Below are 17,406 nucleotides of genomic sequence, written 5' to 3' on the forward strand. Positions count from 1 at the left end.
GGCGGGGCATCACAGCCGTGGTCAGAACAGTCCCGGGATCACCTCCTGCTCGAGATCGGCATATGTCTCCTCGCCGGCTGCGAGGTAGGTGTTCCAGCTCTCGGCATCCCAGATCTCGGCGTGTGCGCCGACACCGGTGACGATGAGTTCCTTCTGCAGGCCCGCGTACTGACGAAGGTGCACGGGGATGGTGATGCGGTTCTGGCTGTCTGGCATCTCCGCACTCGCACCGGAGAGGAACAGGCGCATGAAGTCACGTGCCTGCTTGTTCGCGAGCGGTGCCTGACGGATCCGCTCGTGCATCGCCTCGAACTCGGCCGTGCTGAAGACGTAGAGGCAGCGTTCCTGGCCTCGTGTGACGACGATGCCGCCACCGAGGTCTTCGCGGAACTTCGCGGGAAGGATGACCCGTCCCTTGTCGTCCAACTTCGGAGAATGCGTTCCCAGCAACATCAGCCATCACCCCCTCTGCGTCCGGCCAACTCGAGGTGCACCCCACTTTACTCCACTTTCCTCCACAAACCTACGGTCAATCCTCGGATTGACAGCCCGAGCGGATGCAGGCACGCCGAAGTTCCGCGTGATCACGCGGTGGAGCGAGGTGGAGGGCGGGTGGAGGACGGTGGAGCGCCAGGGGCAGAAGGCGCTCCCTCGGGAGTGCAGAGCCGATCCTCACCTGTGCCCGGGCCCGGGCACAGAAACGACGAAGGCCCGGATGCTCAGAGCATCCGGGCCTTCGAGGAAAAGGAAGTGAGGGTCACTGACCGTCTTGGCGGCGATCCCATCGGTCGTTCATGCGATCCATGAAGGATGCCGAACTCTTCTGCTTGGTCGCCCGCTCACGGGGAACGGCGGAGAGAGGCCTGCGAACCGGGGTGACGGCGAGCATCACGCCACCGAGCATGGCAGCGAAACCGATGACGCCGACCACGACACCCCACACGTCGCCGAGCACGACACCGACGATCAACCCGCCGACACCCGCGAGGAGCAGCAGCGCTCCGTACACGAGATTGCGGTAGCTGAGTGCGCGGTCACCTGACGGCGCACTCACGACGTCGGCGTCGTTGTGGAGGAGATGGCGTTCCATCTCGTCGAGCAGACGCTGCTCCTGTTCGGAGAGTGGCATTTCGTCCCCCTCGGGTATCGTCCATCCATTCTACGCGCGGTATGTCGGTCGGGGCTAGCCGTAAGGCCTCCGTTTGGCTTTACGTATGCTGGGAGTCGTGCCGTCCCCCACACTCGTCTCCGACGCCGTCGCCACTCGCCTGCGGCTCTTCCTCGACCGAATGAAGGAGGAGTCGATCGACTACGGGCCTGACGCCATGGTCCTCCTCGAGTCGGCGGCCGACACCCTCGTCGGGGGCAAGCGTCTGCGCGCACGCTTCTGCCATGCCGGGTGGCAGGCCGTCGCCCGATTCACGGATCGGGGCGTCGAGGAATCGACCGCACTCTGGGATGTCTGCGCGGCTCTGGAGATCTTCCAGTCGGCTGCCCTCGTGCACGACGACCTCATCGACAACTCCGACACTCGCCGAGGTCGCCCCGCAGCGCACCGAGCCCTCGAATCGTCGCATCGTGAGTCCGGATGGGTCGGCGATGCGGCGGCGTTCGGTCGCTCGTCCGCGATCCTCCTCGGCGACCTGCTCGTGGCCTGGAGTGACGATCTGCTCGAAGATGCGATCGATTCGCTGCCGCACGCCGCGGCCGTGCGCCGCGAATACGCTCGCATGCGCCGAGACGTGACGGTCGGTCAGTTCCTCGACATCGCCGAGGAGTCGGCGTGGAGCGTGCACGCGACCGACTCCCATGTCGAGCGTGCTCTACGGGTCGTCTCGCTGAAGTCCGCGCGCTACAGCATCGAGCAGCCACTGGTCCTCGGCGCCGCGATCGCAGGCGGTGCCGAGGACCAGCTCGACGCCCTGCGCCGGTTCGGCCACCCGGTGGGCATGGCGTTCCAGCTGCGCGACGACGTCCTGGGGGTCTACGGGGATGCCGCCGTGACGGGAAAGCCGGCGGGCGACGACCTGCGCGAGGGCAAGCGCACAGTTCTGGTCGCACTCACCAGGGAGTCCCTCGACACGTCGGCGCGCAATCTGTTCGACGAGATGCTCGGCGACCCTGACCTCACGACCGAGCAGGTCGCCTTCCTCCAGGCGACCATCTCGGGTTCCGGTGCGCTCGATCGCGTCGAGCGCATGATCGACATCTATGCGAAGGATGCCGACCACGCGCTCTCCGGCGCGCGCCTCGACAATGCGGCCGTGGGCGACCTGCGCGATCTCGCGCGTGCGGCGACCGTCCGGTCAGCCTGAACGCAACTCCGATCAGGCTCGCGGGTTCAGGCGAGCGTGCGGGCGACGCGGCGGACCGCACTCTTGTGACCCGCGAGAAGAGCATCGATCGGCGAACGACCCAGCTCCTCCTCGGGCGCGAGCAGCCAGTCGATGACCTCGTCGTCGCTGAACCCGGCGTCCTGCAGCACGATGATCGTCCCGCGCAGCGAGGACAGCGGCTGACCGTCGACGATGAACACCGAGGGGACCGCGAACACGCCGGAGCGACGCGACCCGATGAGGTAGTGCTCGTCGATGAGTCGTCGCACACGGCCCAGCGCCTCGTCGAGGACCTCGACGAGATCCGGCATCGTCAACCACTCGGTGGCGGTGACGCCGGGAGTGGTCACGCTGTTCTCGGACGCGGTCTCGGACTGCGAGGTTTCAGACGGCTTGCTTTCAGACGGAACAGACACGTTGCAACTATCTCATCTCTTCGCGGCCGCCGCATTTCTGCGGTGCCATCGAGTCACTTTCGTCCCACTAGTCACAGTGGTACCTCCTGTCACTTCTGTTGACTTCCGTATACATACGTGTCAGCGTGGGCAGACGCCGAACAAGGGAGACCACCTTGAGAACGCATGCTGTCGCGCGCCGAACGCGCTATCTCCAGCTCGGAGTGCCCGCCGCGGTGCTGGGCACCCTCTCTGGCGCGATCGCGGTCGTACCCGCGTCCGCAGACGCCGTCACGCCGCCCATCGAGCGGCTCCACTCGAGTGCCACGCAAGTCAAGATGGCAGAGGCGCCCCCCGCTGCATACACCGTGCAGCCCGGCGACACGATCTCGTCGATCGCGAACCGCTTCGGCCTCCGCACGGTAGATGTGCTCGCGTGGAACGCCCTCACCTGGCGATCCGTCATCTACCCGGGGCAGACGCTGTCCCTCGCCGGAGCGTCCGCGCCGGTGGCACCCGCCGCTCCCCCGGCTCAAGCCCCCGCGACGGCGACCCACGTGGTCGCGGCGGGCGACACGGTGTTCGGCATCGCGCAGCGGTACGGCACGAGCGTCGACGCAGTGCTGGCGGCGAACGGCCTCACCCGAGCATCCGTCATCTACCCCGGCCAGCAGCTCGCGCTCTCGGGAACGTCGACACCCGCGCCGGTGGCCGTCGCCTCCGCGGCCCCCGCCCCGGTGGCGTCGGGTGGGCAGACGCATGCTGTCGTCGCAGGCGACACACTCTTCGGGATCGCTCAGCGATACGGCACGTCCGTGGCGCAGCTCTACGCGATGAACGGACTGAGCTCGGGCTCGATCATCTATCCCGGGCAGAGCATCGTCGTAGCCGGCGCCGCCGCAGTCACCGCACCGGCACCGGCGCCCGCCGCTGCGACCGCGCCACCCGGCCAACTGTTCGCAAATCTCGATGCGGAGCAGGCCGCGAACGCCCACCTGATCATCAGCGTCGGGCGGAATCTCGGAGTCTCCGATCGCGGGATCGCCATCGCCCTCGCGACCGCCATGGTCGAATCCAGCCTGCGGAACCTCTCGTGGGGAGACCGCGACTCACTGGGACTGTTCCAGCAGCGACCGAGCATGGGCTGGGGAACACCGGAGCAGGCGATCGACGCCGACCGGAGCACCCGCGTGTTCTTCGGCGGCGCATCCGACCCCAACGGGCAGGGCTCCCGGGGACTTCTCGACATCACCGGCTGGGAGGGCATGCGATTCACGGATGCCGCGCAGGCGGTGCAGATCTCGGCCTATCCCGAGCGCTACGGCCAGTGGGAGACCCAGGCCTATCAGTGGCTCGGCCTTCACGGGTGACCCTCTTCCGGGCAAACCCGCAGGGTCCAGGGGCGAGCCGCTCCCCAAGCTTTCAGGCAGTTCTCCATAGAATCTTGACGTGACGACCAATCAGCAGGCCGACCCCCTCATCGGGCGGCTTGTCGACGGTCGGTATCGGGTACGCGCCCGGATCGCACGCGGCGGCATGGCCACCGTGTACGTGGCGACGGATCTCAGGCTCGAGCGACGCATCGCCCTGAAGGTCATGCACGCGCACCTCAGCGACGATTCGGCCTTCCAGAGCCGCTTCATCCAGGAGGCACGTGCGGCTGCTCGATTGGCCGACCCGCATGTCGTGAACGTGTTCGACCAGGGCCAGGACGGCGAACTCGCGTACCTGGTGATGGAGTACCTCCCCGGCATCACGCTGCGCGAGCTCCTGCGCGAGCAGAAGCGGCTCACGATCCCCCAGACCATCACGATCATGGATGCGGTGCTCGCCGGTCTCTCCGCCGCGCACCGCGCCGGAATCGTCCACCGCGACGTCAAGCCCGAGAACGTGCTGCTCGCCGAGGACGGACGCATCAAGATCGGCGACTTCGGGCTCGCGCGCGCGACGACTGCGAACACCGCCACCGGGCAGCAGCTTCTCGGGACGATCGCCTATCTCGCCCCCGAACTCGTGACCCGAGGCACCGCAGACGCCCGCAGCGACATCTACGCACTCGGCATCATGCTCTACGAGATGCTCGTCGGCGAGCAGCCCTACAAGGGCGAGCAGCCCATGCAGATCGCCTTCCAGCACGCGACCGAATCCGTGCCGCGCCCGAGTGTGCGCAACCCCGGGGTACCCGAGCAGCTCGACGAGCTCGTGCTGTGGGCGACCGAGAAGTCCCCGGACGAACGCCCCGACGACGCCGGGCAGATGCTCGAGCGTCTGCGCGAGATCGAGCGAGGCCTCGGCATCGCCCCCGCCGTCGCTGCTGCGACCACCTCGCAGCGCTCCCAGGCCGATTCGGCCGACCTGACGAAGGTCATGCCGAGCACGATGGTGATCGCCGACCCGACGGCCCCGGTGCCGGAATCCGTCGACAACGCCACCCTCCTGCGTCGCCGATCGTCGAGGCGTCGCGCACGCGGAGCGTTCCTGCTGACCCTCGTGCTGCTCCTCGCGACCGTCGCCGGCGGCGTCGGCTGGTGGTTCGGCTCGGGGCCGGGCTCGCTCGTCGCCGTCCCGGGGGTCGCAGGACTCTCGTACGAAGCCGCAGCCGACGCACTGACCGCAGAGGGATTCGTCCCCGTCCGCGGCGAGGAGAACTCGATCGATGTCGCCAGGGATCAGGCGATCCGCACCGACCCCGATGAGGGCGAGCGACTCGACAAGGGCACCGAGGTCACGGTGTACATCTCCACCGGCCCCGCCTCGCACACAGCGGAAGCCCTCAACGGCAAGACCGAGCAGGAGGCCCGCGACTATCTGTCGGGGATCAAGGTCAACACGACCGAGACGTCTCTGGTGCTGTTCTCCGATGCCGATGCAGGGCGCGTGATCAACGCCTTCGTCACCCCGCGCGACGGCGGCGAGGTCTATGCCTGCGCCGAGGGCTGCGAACTTCTCGAAGACGACACGGTCGAGCTCTACGTCTCTGCTGGCGCGTTCCCCGACGTATCCGGCATGTCGGTGGATCAGGCGACGAACACACTCACCGAGAAGCAGCTCCTGGTCGCGGCCGACGTCCAGTCCGTCTTCAGCGAGTCGGTCGCGAAGGACCTCGTGGTCGGGGTCGCCGATCGCGCCGAAGAAGGCAACTGGCGCCCCGGCGACACTGTGCAGCTCATCGTCTCGAAGGGGCCTGAGCTGTTCCCGGTTCCGGACGTCTCGGGCAAGACCCTCGTCGAAGCCAAGGGCATTCTGGAGAACGCCGGCTTCACCTCCAGCTACGCCGCCTGGGGCGACCTGCCCGGATTCGCCGACCTGGCGCGCGTGACCGCCCAGGATCCCGGAGCCGACAAGCAGCTCCCCCGCGGCGGCAACGTCAAGCTCTCGATCCAGCTCAGCGGCTGATCGCCGGCTCGCGCCAGCGATTCCGGAAAGACGAACCGCCCTCCCCGTTCTCGGGAAGGGCGGTTCGTCTTCTCAGTACGCGGGGGTCAGCGCTTCTCGAGCTCCTCAGCCACGAGGAAGGCCAGCTCGAGCGACTGCATGTGGTTCAGACGCGGGTCGCAGAGGCTCTCGTAGCGAGTCGCGAGCGCGGCCTCGTCGATGTGCTCGGATCCGCCGAGGCACTCCGTGACGTCGTCGCCGGTGAGCTCGACGTGGATGCCGCCGGGGAACGTGCCCGCGGCGCGGTGCGCCTCGAAGAAGCCGCGCACCTCGTCGACGACGTCGTCGAAGCGACGCGTCTTGTAACCCGTGGGCGTCGTGATGCCGTTGCCGTGCATCGGGTCGGTGACCCACAGCGGCTGCGCGCCCGAGTCGCGGACGGCCTCGAGCAGCGGCGGCAGAGCGTCGCGGATCTTGCCCGCGCCCATGCGCGTGATGAACGTCAATCGTCCGGGCTCGCGGTTCGGGTCGAGCTTGTCGATCAGAGCCAGCGCCGTCTCGGGCGTCGTGGTCGGACCCAGCTTGACACCGATGGGGTTGCGGATCTTCGAGAAGTAGTCGATGTGCGCGCCGTCGAGATCGCGCGTGCGCTCACCGATCCACAGGAAGTGCGCCGAGGTGTTGAACGGCGTGTCCGTGCGGGAGTCGATGCGCGTCATCGGTCGCTCGTAGTCCATCAGCAGACCCTCGTGGCCCGTGAAGAACTCGACGCGGGTGAGCTCGTCGAAGTCGGCACCGGCCGCCTCCATGAACTTGATGGCGCGATCGATCTCGGCGGCCATGCGCTCGTAGCGCTGGTTCGCCGGATTCTGTGCGAAGCCCTTGTTCCACGAGTGCACCTCACGGAGGTCGGCGAACCCACCCTGCGTGAAGGCACGGATGAGGTTCAGCGTCGACGCGGCGGTGTGGTACCCCTGGAGCAGACGGCCCGGATCGGCGCGACGCGAGCCCTCGGTGAAGTCGTAGCCGTTCACGATGTCGCCGCGGTACGCCGGCAGCGTGACGTCGCCGCGGGTCTCGGTGTCGCTGGAACGCGGCTTGGCGAACTGGCCGGCCATGCGGCCCATCTTCACGACGGGCATCGAGGCGCCATACGTCAGCACGACCGCCATCTGCAGGACGGTCTTGATCCGGTTGCGGATCTGATCGGCGGTGGCGCCGGCGAACGTCTCTGCGCAGTCGCCACCCTGGAGCAGGAAGGCCCGCCCGGATGCTGCGCGTGCGAGACGGTCGCGGAGGTTGTCGACCTCGCCGGCGAACACCAGGGGCGGAAGCGCTGCGATCTGCGTCGAGACCTCGGAGACGCGCTCGGCGTCGGGCCACTGAGGCTGCTGCTTGATCGGGAGCGAGCGCCACGCGTCAAGCGCGTCGATGTGGTGCTGGAGCATGATGTCCAGCCTAGTGCGCGCGGCGGAGCCGAGATGCCTCAGGAGCGTCGTGTGACGCGCGCCGGGAGGCGGTCCTTCACGGTCGACGCGTAGACGTCGTCGTACTGCTGCTCCCCCAGCCGCTGGAGGGCGACCATGATCTCGTCCGTGACCGAGCGCAGGATGTATCGGTCGTTCTCCATTCCCGCGTATCGCGAGAAGTCGAGGGGCTCTCCGATGACGATCCCGACGCGCACCACTCGCGGCAGTCGCTGACCGATCGGCATCGCCGTGTCGGTGTCGACCATGATCACGGGGACGACGGGCACCTTCGCCTCCATCGCCATCCGGGCGATGCCGGTGCGTCCGCGGTAGAGGCGTCCGTCGGGGCTGCGGGTGCCCTCGGGATAGATGCCCAGGAGGTCGCCTCTTCCCAGCACCTGCAGTCCCGTGTTCAGGGATGCCTCTGAGGCCTTGCCGCCCGAGCGGTCGATCGGGATCTGGCCGGTGGCCTTCATGAAGAACTTCGTCGCCCAGCCCTTGATCCCGCGCCCGGTGAAGTAGTCGCTCTTCGCGAGGAACGACATGGGGCGGTCGATCATGAGCGGCAGGAAGATCGAGTCAGCGAATGAGAGGTGGTTGCTGGCGAGGATCGCCGCGCCGTTGGCCGGGATGTTCGCACGCCCGACCACCCACGGTCGGAAGACGGCCTTGACGACGGGTCCGATCGCGACGTACTTCATCAGCCAGTAGAACATCGAGGTGAAGTCTAGCGCCGTGTCGACGATCCGCCAGCGCCCGCTTCCGGTCGACCGCGAAAGGCGACTCAGTCTCATCCGATGTGCGACCGGGTGTCATGCCCTAGACTCGTGTGCAACCCAGTGCCCGACCGGTACCGAAGGAGCTGCCGTGGTCCAGTTTGAAGTCCCCGCCGTCGTCCCCGCCGATCCCGATGCGAACATCGCCGACCTGCTGGCCAAGCGCGTCGAGGCGACTCCGGATCGCCCCCTGTTCGCCGTCCCCGACGGGGAGGGCTGGCGAGACATCACCGCCGCCGACTTCCAGACCGCGGTCATCGCTCTCGCCAAGGGCTTCGTCGCAGCCGGCATCCAGCCCGGCGAGAAGGTGGGCTTCCTCGCCCGCACCACCTACGAGTGGACCCTCGTCGACTTCGCGCTCTTCTATGCCGGCGCGGTGATGGTGCCGATCTACGAGACCAGCTCGCCGTCCCAGATCCAGTGGATCCTCGAGGACTCCGGCGCGATCGCCGTCATGGTCGAATCGCCCGAGCACTTCGCCCGACTCGACGAGGTCCGCGGCGACCTCCCGCTGCTCCGCGAGGTGTGGCAGCTCCACCTCGGCGCCATCGATGCGCTCACGGCACAGGGAGCGTCCGTGCCGGACGCCGAGATCGAGCGCCTCCGCAACATCGCCGTCGGCTCCGACATCGCCACCCTGATCTACACATCCGGGTCCACGGGTCGCCCGAAGGGCTGCGTGCTCACGCACAGCAACTTCGTCGAGCTCTCCCGCAACTCCGCCAAGGCACTGGATGCCGTCGTGCAGACGCCCGGTTCCTCGACGCTGCTGTTCATCACGACCGCGCACGTCTTCGCGCGCTTCATCTCGATCCTGAACATCCACGCGGGCGTCCGCACCGGGCATCAGCCCGACACCCGTCAGCTGCTGCCGGCGCTCGGCTCCTTCAAGCCGACCTTCCTCCTCGCCGTGCCTCGCGTGTTCGAGAAGGTCTACAACTCGGCGGAGCAGAAGGCCGAGGCCGGCGGCAAGGGCAAGATCTTCCGCGCGGCGGCCGACGTCGCGATCCAGCACTCCAAGCTGCTCGAAGCGGGAAAGAGCGTCCCGTTCGGAACCCGGCTCAAGTTCGCACTGTTCAACAAGCTGGTCTACAGCAAGCTGCGCGAAGCGATGGGCGGCAGGATCGTCTACGCCGTCTCGGGCTCCGCTCCGCTCGGCGCGCGGCTCGGTCACTTCTTCCACAGCCTCGGCGTCGTTATCCTCGAGGGCTACGGCCTGACCGAGACCACGGCACCCGCGACGGTGAACCTCGCCGACAAGTCCAAGATCGGCACCGTCGGCCCCGCTCTCCCCGGCGTCGGCGTCCGTCTCGCCGATGACGGCGAGATCGAGGTGCGCGGCGTGAACGTGTTCAAGGAGTACTGGAACAATCCCGAGGCGACTGCAGAGGCCTTCAGCGAGGGCGGCTGGTTCCACACCGGCGACATCGGCAGCTTCGACTCCGAGGGCTTCCTCACGATCACCGGCCGCAAGAAGGAGATCATCGTCACGGCAGGCGGCAAGAACGTCGCACCGGCCGCGCTCGAGGACCCGATCCGCGCCAACCCGATCATCGGCCAGGTCGTCGTCGTCGGCGACCAGCGCCCGTTCATCTCGGCCCTCGTCACCCTCGATTCCGAGATGCTGCCGACGTGGCTCGCGAACGCCGGTCTCGACAAGGACATGACCCTCGCAGTCGCCGCGAAGAACGATGCGGTGCGCGCCGAGATCCAGAAGGCGGTGGATGCGGCCAACACCCGCGTCTCGCGTGCCGAGTCGATCCGCAAGTTCACGATCCTCGACAGCGAATGGACTGAGGCGTCCGGACACCTCACCCCCAAGCTCTCGATCAAGCGGAACGTGATCATGAGCGACTTCGCCGACGAGATCGCCGCCATCTACGACGAGCCCGTCACGACGACCAACGTCGCGATCGGCGGCTGAGAAGGTCTGAATGCGAGAAGGGCCCCGCTCCGGCGGGGCCCTTCTCGCATGTGTCGGCTATTCAGAACCAGTCGCTCTCGCGCACCTCGCGCATCGCGCGCTTGCGCGTCTCGGCATCCAGTCGCGTGAGATAGAGCTTGCCGTCGAGATGATCCGTCTCGTGCTGCAGCGCCTGGGCCAGGAGGCCATCGCCTTCGAGCACCACAGGCGAGCCGTCGAGGTCGATCCCCTCGACCCGGGCCCAGGGGTGACGCATCGCATCGTGCCAGAGCCCGGGGACGGACAGGCATCCCTCCCCCGTCGGCACGGGCTCGCCGCGAACCTCGGTCAGGACCGGATTGAGCACGTAGCCGATGTCACCGTCGATGTTGTAGCTGAAGGCCCGAACGGCGACTCCGATCTGGGGAGCCGCGACGCCTGCGCGCCCCGGAACCTCCACGGTGTCGACCAGATCCGTCACCAGGGCGCGCACGCCGTCATCGATGTCGCCGATCGGTGTGCACACGGTACGGAGCACGGGGTCTCCGAAGACCCGGATCTCGCGAACCGCCATCAGGCGCCCTTCGCCCGGATGCCCTCGACGAGCAGTGCGGCGAGCTCGCGCGCTGCCACCCTCGTCTCGGGCTGGAGGTTCGCGAACACGATGGTTCCGCCGCCGGCGATCTGCGCGTCGTACGGCATCCGCACCACGTTCTTGGCGCGCGTGCGGAAGTGCGCCTCGAGTTCGTTGAGGCGCACGAGCGGCGCACCGGGCGTCGACTGGTTCAGCACCACGACCGCGTCACGTGCCTGCTCGGCGTACCCGTTGCTCTCGAGCCACGTGAGGGTCTCGGACGCGAGGCGAGCCTCGTCGACACTGAGCCCCGACACGATCACCAGCTGGTCCGCGAGGTCGAGCGTCGCAGACATGACCGAATGGACGATGCCTGTCCCTGTGTCGGTCAGGACCAGCGAGTAGTAGTGGGCGGCGACGCCGGCGACGTCCCGGTAGTCGCTGTCGCTGAACGCCTCCGCGATGCGCGGGTCGGAATCGGAGGCGAGCACGTCGAGTCGGGTCGCATCGCGAGCGACGATCGCGGAGATGTCGTGATAGCCCCGCACCTCGTCGTGGATGCGCACGAGGTCGCGCACCGTCTTGTTGTGGTGAGGTCGCACGACTCGCTCGGCGAGCGTGCCGCGATCGGGATTCGCGTCGACGGCGATGACTCGATCGTCACGCGCATCCGCGAGCGCCATGCCGAGCAACGCAGTGATCGTCGTCTTTCCGACGCCACCCTTGCGCGACAGGACCGGGATGAATCGAGCGCCCCCGATGATCGGGGCGGCGATCCTGGCGCTCAGCGCCTTGCGCTGACGCGCGCGCTTGCCGTCACCGATGTTGATCCGACGGCCGGAGATCGTATAGAGGAAGTGGCTCCAGGCGCCTTCCGGCTCCGGCTTGGTGAGTCGGTGCGGATCGAGCAGCCGATCCGCCGTGAGCAGGTCTGCGCTCTCGCGCGACGAGTCTCCGAGGTCGTCCAGGCGCTTCGACGCGAGCTGGACCTCCGCGCGACCGGCACGGGTGGCCTGTGCGGGGGCCGGCACATTCTTGGATGCTTCCACTGGCTGGCTCTCCTTCTTGGCGAGTGATGCCGCGGCCGCCGATCGGCGCGAGCCGCGTCCGGCGTCGAGGTCGGCGCGCGCCCTCGCGATGAATGCCGCAGCAGCCGCGGCCTCCTGGGCCACCACGTCGGTGCCCGTGGACTCGGCCGTCGCGGAGGCAGACGCGACTGGCGTCGACTCAGGGGAATCGCGATCGATCGCGCGCTCACGAGTGATCCGGGGCTCGGGCTCGGGCTCGCGCTCGGGCTCGGGCTCGGGCTCGGGCTCGGGCTCGGGCTCGGGCTCGGGCTCGGGCTCGGGCTCGGGCTCGGAGGCAGGCTCCGGCTCCGGCTCGGGCTCGGGCTCCGCCTCCGGCTCGGGCTCAGAAACCGCTTCGAGCTCAGAGCCTGTCTCAGAGACGGGTTCGGTCTCCGGTTCCCGCTCGTCGTCGGATGCGGGCGCGATCTCGGAATCGTCGGCGGGCTCGGCTTCGGCTACATCCGAGGCCGACTCAGCCTCGGGAACTGCGTCGGAGGATGATGGCGCGAGCGCGCCCTCATCAGCGGGCTCGGGCTCGGGCTCGACTTCGGCGTTCGGCACGGCCACTGTGACGACTTCGAGCTCGGCCGAGCGGTCGGGCAGAGCAGCCACTGCAGGCTCGTCCTCACCCTGGTCCTCGTCGTTCTCCGCGTCAGCCTGAGCCTGGGCCTGGGCCTGGGCCTGGGCCTGGGCCTCACTCTCACCCTCAGCCTCGTCTTCCGGCTCCGGCTCCGGCTCCGGACTCTCATCGGGCTCCTCAGCAGCACCCGCAGGTTCCGCGGGCAGCTCGATGATCATCGGGGCAGATCCCAGCACCGGCTGAGAGATCTCCGCCGCCGCAGCGGTCTCGGCAGCTGCCTTGGCAGCGGCCACGGGCTCGTCGATGATCAGGTCAGCGACGACCTCGCCGTCGATGACGCTGTCGTCTTCAAGGTCGTCATCGTCGTCCTTCGGGAGGATGACGCTCACCTGAGCGGTGTTGCCGAGGATTCCGATGCCCGACGTGTCCAGGGATGCGGCGTCGTCGAGCACCCCTCTGGACTCCTCGTCCGGCGGTTCTGCCACGTTCTTCGGGGTCACGTTGTCGCTCCAAGCTTGTGCGGGCCTCGGGTGCGCTGCGTCGAGCGCGGCCTCGCCCGCACAAGATTAGTGCGCAGGACTGATGACGACCAAAAGATCTCCTGCTTCGACCTGCTGCGTCGCCCCGATGGCGAGGCGTTCGATCACGCCGTCGACGGAGGCGGTGATGGCCGCCTCCATCTTCATCGCTTCGATGGATGCGACCGGTTCGCCAGCCCGCACCGCGGTGCCGACCTCGACCTTGAGCGTCACCACGCCGGAGAACGGGGCAGCCACGTGACCTGCGACCGAGGTGTCGGCCTTCTCGACCTCATGGGTGTCGACGGCCACCGCCCTGTCTCTCACGAACACCGGTCGAAGCTGGCCGTTCAGGGTGGTCATCACCGTGCGCATGCCCTTGTCGTCCGCGTCGCCGATGGCCTCGAGGCCGACGAACAGCTGCACTCCACGGTCGATCTCGACCAGATGCTCCTGCCCCTGCACGAGTCCGTAGAGGTAGTCGCTGGTGTCGAGTACCGAGAGATCGCCGAACCTGTCCCTCATCTGAGTGAACTCGCGCATCGGAGCCGGGAACAGGAGGGTGTTCAGACGTGCCCGACGGGTGACGCTGTCGCCCGCGAGCGCGGCTTCGTCGTCCGCCGATATCTCCGTGAGCCCGGTACGCACCGAGCGACCGGCCAGTACCTTCGTGCGGAAGGGCTCGGGCCAGCCGCCGGGGAGGTCTCCGAGCTCGCCCGCCATGAATCCGACGACGGAATCCGGCACATCGTACTTCTCGGGGTTCGCCTCGAAGTCTGCGGGATCGGCTTTGACCGCTGCGAGGTGCAGCGCCAGGTCGCCGACGACCTTCGACGACGGAGTGACCTTGGGAACACGTCCGAGGATGCGGTCGGCGGCGGCGTACATGTCCTCGATGAGCTCGAAGTCGTCTGCAAGCCCCAGAGCCTTGGCCTGCTGTCGCAGATTGGACAGCTGACCACCGGGGATCTCGTGGCGGTAGACGCGCCCTGTGGGTCCCGGCAGACCGGACTCGAACGGCGCGTACACCCGACGGACGGCCTCCCAGTACGGCTCGAGGTCCGAGACGCTGCCGAGGTCGATGCCGCTGTCGCGGTCGGTGTGCGCGAGCGCTGCGACGAGCGACGAGAGCGACGGCTGACTCGTCGTGCCGGACAGCGGAGCGGATGCCGCATCCACCGCATCCACTCCCGCAGCGCTGGCGGCCAGAAGGGTCGCGAGCTGCCCGCCGGGGGTGTCGTGAGTGTGGAGATGCACGGGGAGGTCGAAGCGCTCGCGCAGCGCCGCGACGAGTTTCGCCGCTGCAGCGGGGCGCAGCAGCCCTGCCATGTCCTTGATGGCGATGATGTGGGCGCCGGCCGCGACGATCTGGTCAGCGAGCTTCAGGTAGTAGTCGAGCGTGTAGAGGTCCTCGGCAGGGTTGAGCAGATCGCCCGTGTAGCAGAGCGCCACCTCGGCGACCGCCGTGCCGGTCTTGCGGACGGCCTCGATCGCCGGGCGCATCTGCTCGACGTCGTTCAGCGCATCGAAGATCCGGAAGATGTCGACGCCGCTGGCCGCTGCCTCTTGCACGAAGGCTTCGGTCACGGCCGTCGGGTACGGGGTGTACCCCACCGTGTTGCGTCCTCGGAGCAGCATCTGGATCGCGACGTTCGGCAGGGCTGCCCGGAGCTTGTCGAGACGCTCCCACGGGTCTTCGCCGAGGAATCGCAGCGCGACGTCGTAGGTCGCCCCGCCCCAGGCTTCGACCGAGAGCAGTCCGGGCGTCATCCTGGCGATGTGGGGGGCGACGGCGACGAGATCCCTCGTGCGCACCCGGGTGGCGAGCAGCGACTGGTGGGCATCGCGGAACGTCGTGTCAGTGATCGCCAGAGCACTCTGCTCGCGCAGGCTTCTGGCGAATCCCTCAGGGCCGAGTTCGAGGAGCCGCTGGCGCGACCCGGCGGCGGGCTCGATCGAGAGGTCGATCGCCGGAAGCTTGGTGCGCGGATCCAGCGACCCCGGATGAGTGCCGTGCGGTTTGTTGACCGTGACGTCGACCAGCCAGTTCAGGATCCTCGTGCCGCGGTCCTTCGACTCGCGGCCTCGGAGCAGGTCGGGGCGCTCGTCGATGAACGAGGTGCTCACGTCTCCGGCGACGAAGGCCTCATCGTCCAGCAACGCCTGCAGGAAGGGGATGTTCGTCGAGACGCCGCGGATGCGGAACTCCGCCAGCGCACGACGAGCGCGAGCGACGGCCGCCGGGAAGTCACGACCGCGGCAGGTCAGTTTCGCCAGCATCGAGTCGAAGTGGGGGCTGATCTGAGCGCCCTGGTGGACGGTGCCGCCGTCGAGGCGAATGCCGGCGCCGCCCGGTGAACGGTAGGTCGTGATCTTCCCGGTGTCGGGGCGGAACCCCTGCGTGGGGTCCTCGGTCGTGATGCGGCACTGCAGGGCTGCGCCCCGCACGTGGAGGTTCTTCTGCTCGAGTCCCAGCTCGGCGAGAGTCTGTCCGGCGGCGATGCGCATCTGGCTCTGCACGAGATCGACGTCGGTGATCTCTTCCGTGACGGTGTGCTCGACCTGGATGCGCGGGTTCATCTCGATGAAGACGACCTCGCCGGTGCGCTCCCCCGCGGTCTCCAGAAGGAATTCCACGGTTCCGGCGTTCTCGTACCCGATCGAACGGGCGAAGGCGACCGCGTACCCGTGAAGGGCGGTGCGGATGCTGTCATCGAGGTTCGGGGCCGGTGCGATCTCGACCACCTTCTGGTGGCGACGCTGCACCGAGCAGTCGCGCTCGAACAGGTGGACGGTCTCACCGGACTTGTCGGCGAGGATCTGCACCTCGATGTGGCGCGGTCGGAGCACGGCCTGCTCGAGGAACATCCGCGGGTCTCCGAAGGCGCTCTCGGCCTCGCGCATCGCCTCGGCGAGAGAGGGAGCGAGCTCCGCGGCCGTCTCGACGCGACGCATCCCGCGCCCGCCACCCCCGGCGACGGCCTTGGCGAAGAGAGGGAAGCCGATCTCGGCGGCCTGCGCGACGAGTGCGTCGACGTCGTCGGATGCCTCCGTGGAGCGGAGCACGGGGACGCCGGCCTCGATGGCGTGGCGCTTGGCCTCGACCTTGTTGCCGGCCATCTCGAGGACCTGCGACGGCGGGCCGATGAAGGTGATGCCGTTCGCAGCGGCCTTCTCCGCCAGCTCCGGGTTCTCGGAGAGGAATCCGTAGCCCGGGTAGATCGCGTCCGCCCCGGCATCCTTCGCGACACGGATGATCTCATCGACGTCGAGGTACGCGCGGACCGGATGGCCCCGTTCGCCGATCTCATACGCCTCGTCGGCCTTGAGCCGATGGACCGACCCGCGGTCCTCATGAGGGAAGACGGCGACCGTCCTGGCACCCACCTCGAATGCCGCACGGAAGGCACGGATCGCGATCTCGCCGCGGTTCGCCACAAGGATCTTCTGGAACATGCACACCTCTGGGGGCTCGATGCACGCCTGATTCGTCGCGCATGGGGCGGGGCTGAGTGTGCACCCAGCCTAGGGGAAGGTAACGTGGTGTTCGTGCACGTACTCAGCGTCAGCTCTCTCAAGGGAGGCGTCGGCAAGACGACCGTGACCCTCGGCTTGGCCTCAGCGGCCTTCGCCCGTGGTGTCCGAACGCTCGTCGTCGACCTCGACCCGCAGTCCGATGTGTCCACCGGCATGGACATCCAGGTGGCAGGTCGGCTCAACATCGCCGATGTCCTGGCGAACCCGAAGGAGAAGGTCGTCCGTCAGGCGATCACCTCCAGCGGCTGGGCCAAGGTGCACCCCGGAACCATCGACGTGCTGATCGGAAGCCCCTCCGCGATCAACTTCGACGGACCGCACCCGAGTGTGCGCGACGTCTGGAAGCTAGAGGAGGCGCTGGCGGCCGTCGAGGCGGACTACGACCTGGTCCTCATCGACTGCGCGCCCTCGCTGAACGCCCTCACCCGCACGGCCTGGGCGGCCAGCGACCGCGTCATGGTCGTCACCGAGCCCGGCCTCTTCTCCGTCGCCGCCGCCGACCGTGCCCTCCGTGCGATCGAGGAGATCCGTCGAGGCCTCTCCCCTCGCTTGCAGCCGCTCGGCATCGTGGTCAACCGCGTCCGTCCGCAGTCGATCGAGCACCAGTTCCGCATCAAGGAGCTGCGCGACATGTTCGGTCCGCTCGTGCTCTCCCCGCAGCTGCCCGAACGCACGTCGCTCCAGCAGGCACAGGGCGCGGCCAAGCCGCTGCACATCTGGCCGGGAGACTCGGCTCAGGAACTCGCCTCGGACTTCGACCAGCTGCTCGACCGGATCATCCGCACCGGCCGCATCCAGGTCGCGGAGTCGGGCGCACAGGCCTGACCGACCGCAGACAGCAGAACGGCCATCCTCTCGCGAGGGTGGCCGTTTCTT

At 68.0% G+C, this 17,406-nt stretch carries 13 protein-coding genes; 5 read left to right on the forward strand and 8 right to left on the reverse strand.

Going from position 1 to position 17,406, the window contains the following annotated elements:
* Positions 1 to 21: 21 nt before the first annotated feature.
* Both mraZ and OD997_RS05590 read right to left on the reverse strand, forming a co-directional pair.
* Positions 22 to 453 (reverse strand): division/cell wall cluster transcriptional repressor MraZ, encoded by a 432-nt coding sequence (gene mraZ / locus OD997_RS05585; RefSeq protein WP_056306971.1) that lies wholly within the window; start codon positions 451 to 453, stop codon positions 22 to 24.
* A gap of 304 nt (positions 454 to 757) precedes the next feature.
* Entirely contained in the window at positions 758 to 1,129 is a 372-nt protein-coding gene (locus tag OD997_RS05590) for a DUF3040 domain-containing protein (protein WP_434330732.1), read from the reverse strand.
* Between the two features lie 85 nt (positions 1,130 to 1,214).
* Between OD997_RS05590 and OD997_RS05595 the strand changes: the two genes are divergently transcribed.
* On the forward strand, positions 1,215 to 2,315 hold the full coding sequence (locus OD997_RS05595) for a polyprenyl synthetase family protein (RefSeq protein ID WP_434330733.1): 1,101 nt from the start codon (positions 1,215 to 1,217) through the stop codon (positions 2,313 to 2,315).
* Between the two features lie 26 nt (positions 2,316 to 2,341).
* On the opposite strand, the gene OD997_RS05600 is transcribed toward OD997_RS05595, so the two are convergent.
* On the reverse strand, positions 2,342 to 2,686 hold the full coding sequence (locus tag OD997_RS05600; RefSeq protein WP_434332342.1) for an Rv2175c family DNA-binding protein: 345 nt from the start codon (positions 2,684 to 2,686) through the stop codon (positions 2,342 to 2,344).
* Between the two features lie 221 nt (positions 2,687 to 2,907).
* On the opposite strand from OD997_RS05600, the gene OD997_RS05605 reads away from it, so the two are divergent.
* A complete protein-coding gene (locus tag OD997_RS05605; protein WP_434330735.1) occupies positions 2,908 to 4,101 on the forward strand; it encodes a LysM peptidoglycan-binding domain-containing protein in 1,194 nt (397 codons plus the stop codon).
* 79 nt (positions 4,102 to 4,180) lie between these two features.
* A complete protein-coding gene (pknB, locus tag OD997_RS05610) occupies positions 4,181 to 6,127 on the forward strand; it encodes a Stk1 family PASTA domain-containing Ser/Thr kinase (protein ID WP_434330736.1) in 1,947 nt (648 codons plus the stop codon).
* A gap of 86 nt (positions 6,128 to 6,213) precedes the next feature.
* Here the strand turns inward: pknB and OD997_RS05615 are convergent, their stop codons facing one another.
* Positions 6,214 to 7,554 carry a class II 3-deoxy-7-phosphoheptulonate synthase gene (locus tag OD997_RS05615; protein WP_434330737.1) on the reverse strand — a complete coding sequence of 447 codons (1,341 nt, stop codon included), beginning with the start codon at positions 7,552 to 7,554 and terminating at the stop codon, positions 6,214 to 6,216.
* 38 nt (positions 7,555 to 7,592) lie between these two features.
* Positions 7,593 to 8,291 (reverse strand): lysophospholipid acyltransferase family protein, encoded by a 699-nt coding sequence (locus OD997_RS05620; protein WP_434330738.1) that lies wholly within the window; start codon positions 8,289 to 8,291, stop codon positions 7,593 to 7,595.
* Positions 8,292 to 8,442: 151 nt separating this feature from the next.
* Here OD997_RS05620 and OD997_RS05625 point away from each other — a divergent pair, with 151 nt between their 5' ends.
* On the forward strand, positions 8,443 to 10,275 hold the full coding sequence (locus OD997_RS05625) for an AMP-dependent synthetase/ligase (RefSeq protein ID WP_434330739.1): 1,833 nt from the start codon (positions 8,443 to 8,445) through the stop codon (positions 10,273 to 10,275).
* Between the two features lie 61 nt (positions 10,276 to 10,336).
* On the opposite strand, the gene OD997_RS05630 is transcribed toward OD997_RS05625, so the two are convergent.
* From OD997_RS05630 to OD997_RS05640, 3 genes are all read right to left on the reverse strand, one after another.
* On the reverse strand, positions 10,337 to 10,828 hold the full coding sequence (locus OD997_RS05630; RefSeq protein ID WP_434330740.1) for a peptide deformylase: 492 nt from the start codon (positions 10,826 to 10,828) through the stop codon (positions 10,337 to 10,339).
* Positions 10,828 to 12,975, reverse strand: coding sequence for an AAA family ATPase (locus OD997_RS05635; RefSeq protein WP_434330741.1), 2,148 nt, complete (start codon positions 12,973 to 12,975; stop codon positions 10,828 to 10,830). Before OD997_RS05635 ends, OD997_RS05630 begins: the two co-directional genes overlap by 1 nt.
* Before the next feature lie 66 nt (positions 12,976 to 13,041).
* Entirely contained in the window at positions 13,042 to 16,449 is a 3,408-nt protein-coding gene (locus OD997_RS05640) for a pyruvate carboxylase (protein ID WP_434330743.1), read from the reverse strand.
* 93 nt (positions 16,450 to 16,542) lie between these two features.
* On the opposite strand from OD997_RS05640, the gene OD997_RS05645 reads away from it, so the two are divergent.
* A complete protein-coding gene (locus tag OD997_RS05645) occupies positions 16,543 to 17,355 on the forward strand; it encodes a ParA family protein (RefSeq protein WP_311244406.1) in 813 nt (270 codons plus the stop codon).
* Positions 17,356 to 17,406 lie beyond the last annotated feature (51 nt).

Origin of the sequence: Microbacterium sp. CGR1, assembly GCF_051062835.1 — a bacterium.
Classification (GTDB): Bacteria; Actinomycetota; Actinomycetes; order Actinomycetales; family Microbacteriaceae; genus Microbacterium.

Bases quoted from the DNA above. Each gene is read 5' to 3' on its own strand.
- mraZ (WP_056306971.1), bottom strand. From the start codon at position 453: ATGTTGCTGGGAACGCATTCTCCGAAGTTGGACGACAAGGGACGGGTC.
- OD997_RS05590 (WP_434330732.1), bottom strand. From the start codon at position 1,129: ATGCCACTCTCCGAACAGGAGCAGCGTCTGCTCGACGAGATGGAACGC.
- OD997_RS05595 (WP_434330733.1), top strand. From the start codon at position 1,215: ATGCTGGGAGTCGTGCCGTCCCCCACACTCGTCTCCGACGCCGTCGCC.
- OD997_RS05615 (WP_434330737.1), bottom strand. From the start codon at position 7,554: ATGCTCCAGCACCACATCGACGCGCTTGACGCGTGGCGCTCGCTCCCG.
- OD997_RS05620 (WP_434330738.1), bottom strand. From the start codon at position 8,291: ATGTTCTACTGGCTGATGAAGTACGTCGCGATCGGACCCGTCGTCAAG.
- OD997_RS05630 (WP_434330740.1), bottom strand. From the start codon at position 10,828: ATGGCGGTTCGCGAGATCCGGGTCTTCGGAGACCCCGTGCTCCGTACC.
- OD997_RS05640 (WP_434330743.1), bottom strand. From the start codon at position 16,449: ATGTTCCAGAAGATCCTTGTGGCGAACCGCGGCGAGATCGCGATCCGT.